9 protein-coding genes, 1 pseudogene and 1 CRISPR repeat array are annotated in these 12,783 nt (G+C 29.2%); of the genes and pseudogenes, 3 read left to right on the forward strand and 7 right to left on the reverse strand.

All coding sequences use genetic code 11. From position 1 onward, the window contains the following. Nucleotide 1 precedes the first annotated feature (1 nt). The 5 genes from JH146_RS01515 to mobB form a co-directional block, all read right to left on the reverse strand. A complete protein-coding gene (locus JH146_RS01515; protein WP_048201350.1) occupies nucleotides 2-1,012 on the reverse strand; it encodes an ATP-binding protein in 1,011 nt (336 codons plus the stop codon). Between the two features lie 65 nt (nucleotides 1,013-1,077). Continuing rightward, nucleotides 1,078-1,962 carry a type II methionyl aminopeptidase gene (gene map / locus JH146_RS01520; protein WP_048201351.1) on the reverse strand — a complete coding sequence of 295 codons (885 nt, stop codon included), beginning with the start codon at nucleotides 1,960-1,962 and terminating at the stop codon, nucleotides 1,078-1,080. Nucleotides 1,963-1,986: 24 nt separating this feature from the next. Beyond that, nucleotides 1,987-3,090, reverse strand: coding sequence for an OBG GTPase family GTP-binding protein (locus tag JH146_RS01525; RefSeq protein ID WP_048201352.1), 1,104 nt, complete (start codon nucleotides 3,088-3,090; stop codon nucleotides 1,987-1,989). Between the two features lie 298 nt (nucleotides 3,091-3,388). Continuing rightward, nucleotides 3,389-3,658: an ArsR/SmtB family transcription factor gene (locus JH146_RS01530; protein WP_010870842.1), complete on the reverse strand. Its 270-nt coding sequence runs from the start codon at nucleotides 3,656-3,658 to the stop codon at nucleotides 3,389-3,391. 148 nt (nucleotides 3,659-3,806) lie between these two features. After that, nucleotides 3,807-4,511 (reverse strand): molybdopterin-guanine dinucleotide biosynthesis protein B, encoded by a 705-nt coding sequence (gene mobB / locus JH146_RS01535; protein WP_048201353.1) that lies wholly within the window; start codon nucleotides 4,509-4,511, stop codon nucleotides 3,807-3,809. Between the two features lie 110 nt (nucleotides 4,512-4,621). Here mobB and JH146_RS01540 point away from each other — a divergent pair, with 110 nt between their 5' ends. The 3 genes from JH146_RS01540 to JH146_RS01550 are packed head-to-tail and all read left to right on the forward strand — an operon-like array spanning nucleotide 4,622 to nucleotide 9,174. After that, complete coding sequence (locus tag JH146_RS01540) at nucleotides 4,622-5,713, forward strand: DNA repair exonuclease (RefSeq protein WP_048201354.1); 1,092 nt, start codon at nucleotides 4,622-4,624, stop codon at nucleotides 5,711-5,713. A 9-nt stretch (nucleotides 5,714-5,722) separates the two neighbouring features. Beyond that, complete coding sequence (locus tag JH146_RS01545; RefSeq protein ID WP_048201355.1) at nucleotides 5,723-8,746, forward strand: AAA family ATPase; 3,024 nt, start codon at nucleotides 5,723-5,725, stop codon at nucleotides 8,744-8,746. Between the two features lie 35 nt (nucleotides 8,747-8,781). Next, nucleotides 8,782-9,174 carry a type II toxin-antitoxin system VapC family toxin gene (locus JH146_RS01550; RefSeq protein ID WP_048202573.1) on the forward strand — a complete coding sequence of 131 codons (393 nt, stop codon included), beginning with the start codon at nucleotides 8,782-8,784 and terminating at the stop codon, nucleotides 9,172-9,174. 136 nt (nucleotides 9,175-9,310) lie between these two features. After that, a CRISPR array of direct repeats spans nucleotides 9,311-10,666; the repeat unit is 30 nt; unit sequence GTTTCCATACCGTAACGGTCTGATTTTAAC. Between the two features lie 400 nt (nucleotides 10,667-11,066). On the opposite strand, the gene JH146_RS08900 is transcribed toward JH146_RS01550, so the two are convergent. Continuing rightward, nucleotides 11,067-11,186, reverse strand: coding sequence for a MetS family NSS transporter small subunit (locus JH146_RS08900; RefSeq protein WP_153232484.1), 120 nt, complete (start codon nucleotides 11,184-11,186; stop codon nucleotides 11,067-11,069). Between the two features lie 105 nt (nucleotides 11,187-11,291). After that, nucleotides 11,292-12,768: pseudogene (locus JH146_RS01555) on the reverse strand (sodium-dependent transporter). Nucleotides 12,769-12,783: the final 15 nt, after the last annotated feature.

Below are 12,783 nucleotides of genomic sequence, written 5' to 3' on the forward strand. Positions count from 1 at the left end.
ATTATTTTAAAGCCTCTTTAATAGCATACCATTCAATAATAGAAGTTGGCTTTATTATTCCATTAATAACATCATAAAATAAAACCTCATTCTTAATTAAAAACTTAACATCTTCAAAAATTTCATCCTCAATATTATTTATATCTACCTCAATCTTCTCTTTGAACTTACTTAAAACTTTTAATAAATTTTCTTTTTTTTCTTTATTTGATTTTAATAGATAAATTAATGCATCTTTTTCAATATTTATCCACTGTTTTATTGTCTTTTCTATGGATAGTCCTAATTTTTTATTATTTATCAGTTGAGAAATCTCATAAGGTAGAGATAGATAATTTAAAGCATAATCAATTTCTTCTTCGCTAAATTCCTCTTCTTTTAAGATTTTTTTGATATCTTCCTTGTTTAGCCAATCAATTAGATAATATTCAGAAGTATTTTTTAAGGCAGAATTTCTATAAATCTCTTCGATAAATAAAGTATCTGATGTTAAACAAATTACATGGCATAAATGCCGAACTTTTGTTAAATGCACAAAGAGATTAAATAGCTCGTTTAATAACGATTTTCCCCCGTTAAAATAAATATTTTTTAACTTCTGTAACTCATCAATTATTAAAATCGGCTTTTTTCTATCTTTAATAACTTCTTTAATACTTTCTTTTATTTTATTAAAAACATCATTTAAAGATAAATTTTTAAAATCAAAATTTTCCTCTATTCCAAATTTGAATATTTTTAAGTCAATCTCTAATTTGTTTAATAAGTATTTTTTATCCCCTTTTTCAAAAAATATTTCCAAAAATTCCTCTTTTGTAGGTGTTGCATATTCCCTCAAATCATAGTAAAAAAATACAAAATTATTATTTTTAGATAATTCCTCAATAACTCTAAGCATTACCGTAGTTTTTCCAGAAGATTTAGGGCCGTAAACAAAGAGTATAGAATTGGGCTCTAACTGACAGTAGGTTTTTAGATAATTTAACTCTCTTTCTCTGTTATAGAATTTCATAATTATTCACCTAATAAATTAAGCAAAATTAATTTTTCCATTATAAAGTATTATTGTCTTCAAATTTATTTTGTTGTTATTTCAACACCATTTTCAGTTATTAATATTGTATGCTCTGCCTGGCTAACCATTCCATTTTTTCTCTCTTTTAATACTGGATAGCCGTATATACATGAAGCCCTAATTAATGAGTTTAAAGCCAATCTCTCACTTTCACTTTTTAAAACCCATCTCTCAGCAAATGGTAAATATGTATAGTTTTTTGATATAACATCTAAAAGTTTTCTTGCTTGTGGTAATCTAATTGGTCTTTTAGCTAAGAATTTATATATATTTCCAGGATTTCCATCTTTAACCATTCCAAACCCATCTGTTGCAAATGGCTCTATAGCTACCAAATCTCCAACATCTATGTATTGGTTTGTTCTTTCATAAACGTTTGGGATACTAACTCCAGTATGCAACTCATATCTATACATCACATGCCCAGAGAGGTTAGATATCGGTTTATAACCATAACTTTCAATAACTTCTTGAATAATCCTTCCCATCTCTCCAATATTCATTGGTGGATTTGTCTCTTTAATAACTGTGTATAATGCATCTTCAGAAGCTTTTACCAAATCTTTGTATGAATTTGATAAATCTATTGTAATGGCAGTATCTGCAATATATCCATCCACATGAACTCCTAAATCTAATTTAACAACATCTTCCTCTTTAAATTCTAAGTTATCATTCAATTTTGGTGTGTAGTGAGCAGCTATTTCATTAATTGATATGTTGCATGGAAAAGCAGGCTCTCCTCCCAACTCTCTAATTCTATTTTCAACAAATTCAGCAACTTCTAACAGCTTAACTCCTGGCTTTATTAATTTTATCGCCTCCTCTCTAACCTTAGAAGCTATTTTTCCCGCCTCTATAATTTTTTCGTAGCCCTCAATCTCCATACTTTCATCTCTCAATTTTTTATTTTATCTCTTTATAACAATTGTTAAAATATCCTCATCCTCTAATTTATGGTCTAATCCAACTCTCTGCCCAGGATGTTTTGCAGATTTTCCCCAAACTTGAGCATATCTGAAATTTCTAACGAAATCTTTATGCAGTTTTTCACAAACATCTTTTACAGTAGCTCCTCTTCTCATAATTAGTGGTTCATCAAAATCTGGCTTTTTCCCTTGTGGTTTTAAATAAATCTTTATAAATCCTAACTTTTCATAGATTTTATCTTTCAATAAATCTAAGTTAATTCCTTTATTCCCAGAAACTAAAACATACTCTTTACCAAATTCCTCTAATTTTTGTTTTATATATTTTAGATATTCTTCATCAGCTAAATCTATCTTATTCACAACCACTAAAGATGGAATATAAACTCTATTTCCTGCCACAACATCAATAAATTGTTCTAATGTTATATCCTCCCTTATAACAACATCTGCGTTGTGTATTCTATATTCATTTAATATTGCTTCAATTGTATCTTCATCTATGTGGGTTAATGGAACGGTTGAGCTAACATCAATCCCTCCTCTATCTTTAACTTTAATTTTAACATCTGGTGGCCTTTGGTCTAACCTAATCCCAACATTGTAAAGCTCTTTTTCAATAACTGGAAGGTGTTCTAAGGTGTAAATATCTACAGTTAATAAAATCAAATCAGCACTTCTTACTGCAGATAAAACCTCAGTCCCTCTACCTTTACCAGAAGACGCCCCAACAATAATACCTGGTGCATCTAAAAGCTGAATCTTAGCCCCTTTATGTTCCAAAACTCCAGGAACGATGGTTAAGGTTGTGAAAGCATAAGCTCCAACTTCTGATTTAGCATTTGTTAATTTATTTAGCAAGGTGGATTTTCCAACAGATGGGAATCCAACAAAAGCTGCAGTAGCATCTCCGCTCTTCTTTACAGCATAACCTTTTCCTCCTCCACCTCCCCCTCTACTTTGAGCCTGCTCTCTCAATTTAGCTAATTTAGCCTTTAACCTACCAATGTGTTTCTGTGTAGCTTTGTTATATGGTGTCTTTTTTAATTCCTCTTCTATCCTTCTAATTTCTTCTTCAATTCCCATAGCATCACCAATAATATTAAAATTTATGAATTTGTAAAAATAAAACTTCTATAATGATTAACAAAATAGGCATTTATAATTTTACCATGCATTTTCTTATAAATTGCGTTTGATATTTTAAAAAGTTCAAAAAGAAAAAAAGAATTTATTATAGTTATAATTCATCAACTACTATAGAGCGACTACGCTCCCTCTATTGGTATACCCCATTTTTAAAGTAGAGTTTGGACATTAATTGGGGCTGAAAGCCCCAACTTAATGGACGTGGGGTATACCAATAGGGGCTTTGCCCCTATGGTTATAATTCATCAACTAACTTGATAATTTCCTTAACTCTGTCATCAACTATGTAGTAGAAGTTCCATGTTCCTTCTTTTCTTGCTTTAACAATTCCTGCTTTCTTTAAAATGTTTAAGTGGTGAGAGATTGTTGGTTGTGGCTTTTTTAATTCATCTATTATCTTACAAACACACATACTTCCATTCTCAGCTAATAACTTTAAAATCATCAATCTTGTTGGGTCTCCAAATGCTTTAAATATCTCTGCTGCTTTTTCGTACTTCTCCATGCTATCCCTCACATACTTATTGTATATTTTTATTTATTTGTTAAAAAGTTTATAAATATAGTTGAGTTTATATTCTTTCATGTTGATGTTTAAATTGTAGCCAACTTTACTATAATACATTACTCGTATTTAAATATTTTGGTTTTGTCTATTTTATCTTAGAAACGTCAATCACAACCTTAATAGTCTTTGGATTATCAACACCTTTTAATGACTCAACCATTGCTTTAATTGTGTTACCAACAATCTTGGAGACAAAAGGAACAGCAGGGATTATTTTACCATCAACAATTATTTTTATACCTTTCGCTAATACACAATCATCCCACTTAGCCTCTCCCTTAACAACTGCCTTAACAAATGTTTTACAGTTATATCCGCAGTGCTTACAGTTTAAGTTCATTGTTGGAACTGTTGCTTTTTCATAAATAATTTTTAATACTTCATCAATGTTGTAGTTGTAATCTTCAATTACCATTGCTGTGTGGTCATCAATCAAATCACTTCCATCTTTATTTTTAAGCATAACTATCTTAGGAATATTTAATCTCTTTAAGGCTTCTTTAAAACCTTCTATTATAACAAAATCTATATCATAATCGGATAACTCTGCTAAAATATTTTCTAAATCCATTCTATCTGTAAAGAATACTGTTTTGCTATCAGTTGCTAAGACAGTTACTTTAGCTCCTGCATTTGATAATCTGTAAGTATCGGTTCCTTCTCTATCTACTTCTACATCTTCTCCTGCATGTTTAATAACAGCTATTTTTTTATCAGAATGCTTTAAGATTTCTTCAATTAGTGTTGTTTTACCAGAATCTTTATAGCCTATAACGCCTATAACTCTCATATTACCACCATTCACATAAAAACTGTAGGTTTAACATATTTAAATTTTATGCTAAATAATTTATGTAGATAATTAATTATCTTATAGCATCTAAAAAATGAGGTGGGGAAATGCAGTTTGTTCATATCGCTGATAATCACTTAGGTTATAGGCAGTATAATTTAGATGAGAGGGAGGAAGATATTTACAAATCATTCATATCCTGCATAAAAAAGATTTTAGAGATAAAGCCAGACGTTGTTTTGCATAGCGGGGATTTATTTAACGATTTAAGACCTCCAGTAAAGGCTTTAAGGATAGCCATGCAGGCATTTAAAAAATTGCATGAAAAAAATATAAAAGTTTATATTATTGGAGGAAACCATGAAATGCCTAAAAGGTTAGGAAGAGAATCGCCATTAGCTTTACTAAAAGATTATGTTAAAATTTTAGATGGAACGGATGTTATAAATATAAATGGGGAAGAGATATTTATCTGCGGAACTTATTATCACAGAAAGAGTAAAAGAGAAGAATTGGTAGAGAAATTAAAAAAATTTGAAGTTGAATCCAATAATTATAAAAAGAAAATACTTATGCTTCATCAAGGGATAAATCCATACATTCCATTTGACTATGAATTAGAGCATTTTGATTTACCAAAATTTTCTTACTATGCACTTGGACATATACATAATAGAGTTTTAGAGAGATTTAATGATGGAATTTTAGCTTACAGTGGTTCAACAGAAATTATTTACAGAAATGAGTATGAAGATTACAAGAAAGATGGAAAAGGATTTTATTTAGTTGATTTTAGCGGAGGAGATTTGGATATTAATGATATTGAAAAAATTAATGTTGAGTGTAGAGAATTTGTGGAAGTGAATATTAAAGACCAAAAAACTCTCAGTGAAGCAATAAATAAAATCAGCAAATGCAAAAATAAGCCAGTTGTTTTTGGGAAAGTTAAGAGAGAATTTAAACCATGGTTTGACTCTTTAAAAGAAAAAATTTTAGTTAATAAGGTTGTTGTGGTTGATGATGAACTTGTTGACATTCCAGAAGTTGATATTGAGTCAATAAACATTAAAGAGCTTTTAGTGGATTATGCTAAGAAACAGAACCTTGATGGGGATTTGGTTTTAAACCTTTATAATTCTCTCACTAATGATGAAAATTGGAAAGAATTGTTAGATAATTATTATAAAACCAAATTTTAGGGGATAGCTATGATACTAAATAGCATAAAGATGAACAACTTTAAAAGCCATGTTAATACAAAAATCAACTTTAATGATGGAATTGTCGCCATTATTGGAGAAAATGGTAGTGGAAAGTCATCAATATTTGAGGCAGTGTTTTTTGCCTTATTTGGGGCTGATGCTTTGAAAAAGATGGGTTTAACTTACGATGCAATTATAACCAAAGGTAAAAAGGCTATGTCTGTTGAGCTTGAATTTGAAGTGAATGGCAATAAATATAAGGTTATTAGGGAATATGATGGGAGAAGTTCAGCAAAACTATATAAAAACAGTGAATTGTATGTAAAAACAGTTAATGAAGTTAATAAAGCAATTTCTGAAATTTTAGGAGTAGATAAAGATATGTTTTTAAATTCCATATATATTAAGCAGGGAGAGATAGCAAATCTTTTAAATTTGTCACCATCTGAAAGAAAAGAAGTTATTGGAAAGCTTTTAGGAATAGAAGAATTTGAAAAGTGCTATCAAAAAATGAGAGAGGTTATTAGTGAGTATGAAAAACAGTTAAGAGAAATTGAAGGAAATTTAAATCAGAAAAAAAGTTATGAGAAAGAACTAAATGATAAAGAAAATGAATTATCTAAAAAAGAAAAAGAACTTGAACTAATTAAAAATAAGATAAATAAAATTAAGGAAGAATTTGAAATCGCTAAAAAGAATTTTGAAGAATGGAAAAACAAAAAATCTTTATATGAAAAATTGATAAATAAACTTGAAGAGAGAAATAAAGCTTTAGAACTTGCCAATAACGAACTTGAAAACTTAAAATATGATTTAAATGAAGTTATAAAAGCAAAAGACATATTAAAAGTATATAAAGATGAATATGAAGAATATAAATCTCTAATTGATGAAATTAGAGTAATTGATAAAAGATTAAAAGATTTACAGCCAGCTTATGAAGGATACTTAAAGTTGTCTAAGAAATTAGAGGCTATTGGGGAAGATATCAAAAATTTAAAAGAATTTATCAGTAAAAGTAAGTATAAAGACAAAATTGATGAATTAGATAAGATTTTAGAGAATATTAAAGGAAATATTGAAGAAATTGAAAATATTAAAGAATTGCTTGGTGAACTCGAAAATCTATATGAAAAGCTTGATGAGATTGAGAAATATAAGAAAGTTGCTAATGAATATAAAGAATACTATGAGAAATACTTAGAATTAGAGAAGAAAATAGATGAATATAGCAAATTAAATTTAGAGTACACCAAATTATTGCAAAATAAAAAATCAGTTGAAGATAATATAAGAAATCTAACTTATGAAATTGAAAAAATTGAAAATGAATTAAATAATATAAATATTGAAGAAATCAAAAAATTATTGGATGAGATTGAAAAAAAGAAAGATGAACTTACTCAATTACAAAAACAAAAAGAAGAGTTGAAACAAAGAATTGGTGAAATCAATAATGAAATTAAAAGGATAGAAAAGGTTTTAGAAGAGCTTAAAGACGTTGAAGGAAAATGTCCATTATGTAAAACACCAATAGACGAGGATAAAAAGCACGATTTAATAAATTCTCATAAAACTCAATTAAATAACAAATACAATGAATTGGAAAAGATAAAAAGAAAAATAAAAGAAATTGAGAATGAAATAAATGAAATAAATAATGAAATTGCTAAAGAGAAGAAGCTTAGGGAGCTTGAAACTAAATATCATGAAAAACAGAAGAATTTAGAAAGTTTAAAGTTAAAATTAGATGAGTTTAAGAAAGAATTAGACAATGTTGAGAATCAAATAAGCAACTATATTATCAATGGAAAATTAATAAATGAATTGTTAGAGGAAGCTAAATCCCAACTAAATGAAATTAAAGATAAATACAATGAATACATGTCTGCAATGAAGTATTTAAATAGTGTTGATGAAGAAAAGCTTAAAGAAAATATTAGAGATATTAAAGAGAGAATTAAAGGATGGAATAAAGAGAAGTGTAAAGAAGAGCTAAAAAAACTTAGAGAAGAAGAGAAAGAAGTGTCTTATTTAAAAGATAAAATTGTAGAGCTTAAAAAGAAAGAAAATGAATTCAAAGAACTTGAAAATAAAATGTTATCAAAGTTAGGAATGTATAAAGAATATTTATCATTAAATGAAAAATTAGAGAGATATAAAAAGAGACAGTATGAGCTCGAAGATATATATAAGAGATGCAATTCAGCAGAAATTACTTTAAACAACATCAAAAGAAAATATGGAAAAGAAGATATTGAAAATTACTTAAATAATAAAATTTTAGAAGTTAATGAAAAAATTAAAGACATAGAAGAGAGAATTAATTATATAAATCAAAAGCTCAATGAGATAAATTATTCTGATGAAAAATATGTCGAGATAGAGAAAGAGTTTGAGAAAAAGCAGAATGAACTTAAAGATGCTGAAATAGAGATGAGCAAAATAGAATCACAAATAAAATATTTAAAAGATGATATTGAAAACATAAATCTAAAATTAAAAGAACTATCTGAGTTGGAAAAAGAAAGAGAGAAATTAATAAAGTTTATTGAGTATTTAAATAAGATTAGAAAAATATTTAGTAGAGATGGATTCCAAGGGTTTCTAAGAGAAAGATATGTTCCATTAATCCAGAAATATTTAAATGAGGCATTTAATGAGTTTGACTTGCCTTACAGCTTTGTAGAGCTTACTAAAGATTTTGAGATAAAGGTTCATTCCCCTAATGGCATCTTAACTATAGATAATTTAAGTGGTGGGGAACAAATAGCTGTTGCTCTCTCTTTAAGATTGGCTATAGCCAATGCTTTAATTGGGAATAGGGTTGAGTGCATTATCTTAGATGAACCAACAGTATATTTAGATGAAAACAGAAGAGCTAAGTTGGCTGAAATATTTAGAAAAATTAATAGCGTTCCACAGATGATAATTATAACTCACCATAGAGAACTTGAAGATGTCGCAGATACTATAATCAATGTTACAAAAGAAGGTGGAATTTCAAAGGTTAAAGTTAATGAATCCTAATAAAAATCCTTAGAATAATTATTAGGGTGATAACCATATACAAAATAGTTCCTGACACTAACTTTTTAATTTATGTTTTTAAGCATAAGATAAACTTTGATTATGAGATAGAGAGGGTCATAAATTCAAAATTTGAAATTGTTATTCTCTCTCCTGTAAAAGAAGAGTTAGAGAAGTTATTAAGAAGCGGAGATTTAAAAGGTAAAGAAAAATTAGCTGTTAATTTAGCCCTTGCAAAAATAAAAAACTATAAATTAATTAACTATGAAGGTTATGCAGATGAGGTAATTTTGAATTATGCAAAGGAAAATAAAAATGTCATTGTTGCAACAAACGATAAAGAACTTAAAGAGAAATTAATGGAAAACAACATTCCAGTAATAGTTGTTAGGCAGAAAAAATATTTTGAGGTTTTTGGAATGCTATAATTCCATAGGGGGCTACGCCCCCCTCTATTGGGATACTTCCCTATTTTTATTTTTTTATTTTAAAATTATGTTTTTACACCGTAACGGTCTGATTTTAACTTATAAAGTTTTGTGGGAAGCTAAAAGTCAAACATATGTTTCCATACCGAAACGGTCTGATTTTAACTATTGTTTATTTCTTCAGTTGCAGGGGAATCAATCTTAGATATGAAGTATAGTTTCCATGCCGAAACGGTCTGATTTTAACAGGACTGGATAAGTCATGCCGTAGAGAGGCCAGGAGCACTAGTTTCCATACCAAAACGGTCTGATTTTAACTACTACATATATGTAAATTGGTGATAAAATGGCTGATGTAAGTTTCCATACCGAAACGGTCTGATTTTAACGCCGTTTAATTCTCTTACCGCCTCACACCCTCCCTTGCAATAGTTTCCATACCAAAACGGTCTGATTTTAACAACTTCTATAGGAATAGTTATTTTACAGTATAATTCATCGTTTCCATACCGTAACGGTCTGATTTTAACTTATAAAATGAAAATAAAAGGCAGTATTGGAATGATTGAGTTTCCATACCAAAACGGTCTGATTTTAACTTGCATACATTGCTAAAAAATATCTGTAGGTGAAACTAGTTTCCATACCGTAACGGTCTGATTTTAACTATCACTTGTTGGTTACCGTAAAACTAAATGAGTTTCCATACCGTAACGGTCTGATTTTAACGATGCAATAACTTCATTAGCCCCACCTGTATTAAATACGGAGCATTTGTTTCCATACCGTAACGGTCTGATTTTAACCAAATTCCCAACTAACACCGAAAACTATCTCCCTATGTTTCCATACCGTAACGGTCTGATTTTAACATCCCTTTAGATTCTCAATTCTGTAGGCAGTTAGAAGTTTCCATACCGTAACGGTCTGATTTTAACTTAATCTTAAAAGTGGTGGAATAGGAGCTGGTGGTGGGGCGTTTCCATACCGTAACGGTCTGATTTTAACCATTAACTGATAATAATACAATTGATAGATTAAAAAGTTTCCATACCGTAACGGTCTGATTTTAACAAAATAGATGAAAATACTTCAATTGTTATTGATTTATGGTTTCCATACCGTAACGGTCTGATTTTAACTTTAAGTTTTGTTATTGTTTCGTAAATTTTAAATAATTCTTGGTTTCCATACCGTAACGGTCTGATTTTAACAAGATTGACGAATATCAACACCTTCAGAAAAAAGAATATTTAGAGTTTCCATACCGTAACGGTCTGATTTTAACTTTTGATGTTTCTGGAGTTTATTCACATAATTGTGTTTCCATACCGTAACGGTCTGATTTTAACCAATGTAGAATTTGATATTACTAATATTTGGGATATATCTTAGTTTCCATACCGTAACGGTCTGATTTTAACAATTTTAATGTATCTTTTACTGCTGGTGGCATATCCTTGTTTCCATACCGAAACGGTCTGATTTTAACAGGGCATTATTTTGCTCATTTTGTATGTTATCTCTTCTAATATTTAAGCTTTTTCATACCATAATTTTCGAAGGGTAGATAACCCCTTTTATTTATAAACCTTCGAAGTTTTTGATTTGATTTTATTTTCTAATTTTCTATCTTAAAAAGTTTTAAAATTTTAAAAATGCAAATATTTATTGGGGAAATTTTGATTTAAAAATAATTATTTAAAATCTTTTAAAAATCTCTATAATTTAATAAATCTAAATAAATAAAATTATCAAAATAAGCTACCCTTAGAAATTCTCTAAAAATTCTTAAAATTAAAAAATAAGTTTTTAAAAAGCTTTAAATTGAAAATAAAAGAATTTCCACGAGATAAATGTCATTTAAATATTTAAATATAAATTGAAGTATATCAATCCTCTACTTCATCTTCATTATTTTTACTTTTCATAGATCTCCATAAGAAATAAATTGCCCCTCCCCACAAAATTACGGCACCAAATATAAACATTGCTATTGCCCCGAGATTCATGATTATCAACCTTCTAATATTCTATTTTTGTACAGGACTTTCGCAGTTTATATAATTTATTCAAGGAATTTTGACGCCAAAGGCGTCATTATTCAATATAAAATTTTATTCCTGCGAAAGTCCTGTAGTTTTTATTTTTTGAAGAATTATACTTACAACAAACGCTAATGGAATAATTAAAGCCCCTAATATAACATAAGTTGTTTTATATCCTCCATAACCAGATGTTAAGACATTTGAAGCATCTAACAACACAACAGTAGCCAATATTATTGGTGACACAATTCCTGCTAAATATTTCCACCACATTCCCAACTTTATCTCTGAAAGTTTATTAACATACTCTCTAAGCTTATCTCCACTAAATAACCATATAGCCACTATAATCTCTAAAATTGCCGCTATTGGAAGTAAATATCCTGAAGCAAAATGGTCAATGATATCTAAATAATACAGTCCCGCTCCAGTTGTAAATATTGGTGAAGCGATAATAAATAAAGCTAAAACATAGAGCAGAGCTTTTTTTTCTACTTAATGAGAACTTATCCATAATTGCTGAAACACTTGCTTCTACAATTGAAACAGCTGATGATATTCCAGCAAAAACCAAAGCTAAGAAGAATATTATTCCAAATATTCTACTTCCAAATGGTAATAGAGATAATGCCTTTGGAAATGTAACAAAAGCCAATCCAATTCCTTCAGAAACAGCTTTATCTAAAGGAATTCCACTTGTATAGCTCATATATCCGAGTGTTCCAAATACTGCAAAACCTGCCAAAAATGAGAAACTACAATTTAATAAAGATACTGTAAATGCATTTATTGTTAAATCACTTTTTTTAGGTAGATAGCTTGCATAGGCAATTAAAATCCCAAATCCTAAGGATAAGCTGAAGAATATTTGTGAAAATGCACTTAACCATACGTTATAATCAAATAGTGCTGAAAAATCTGGAGTTAGATACCACTCAATCCCAGTTAAAGCTCCTGGTAATGTTAATGCGTTCAAAACTAATAAAATTACCAAAAATAAAAGGAAAGGTATCATTATCTTATTTGCTTTTTCCAATCCATTTTTAACTCCAGCACTTAGAATTAAAGCTACAATTCCCCAAACTACTAAAGTAGAGGCCAATATTCCATAAGAAACTCCACCAATGTCCTCTACTCCAGATGATATTTGCAATATATTATGGAAGAAATATGCATTAGGGTCTGATGGGTAGCCATAGATAACTAAGATTATCAAATAATAGAGACACCAAGCTATGATAACCACATAATAACTTGTTATAATAAACCCTGAAATAACTGCAAACCATCCTGCCCATTCTGAGCCCTTATGTAATTTTTCTAAAGCTAAAGGTGCAGATTTTTTTGTATAATGCCCAATAGCAAATTCAAGAACCATTAATGGAATTCCTACACACAACAAAGCAACTATATATGGGATTAAAAAAGCTCCCCCACCATTTGTATAAACCATATATCCAAATCTCCAGATATTCCCCAACCCTATAGCTGAACCAACACTTGCCAATATAAATCCTAAGTTAGAACTCCAGCTTTCTCTTTCCATGGTTATCCTCACTAC

Origin of the sequence: Methanocaldococcus bathoardescens (assembly GCF_000739065.1) — an archaeon.
Lineage (GTDB): Archaea > AGJL01 > Methanococci > Methanococcales > Methanocaldococcaceae > Methanocaldococcus > Methanocaldococcus bathoardescens.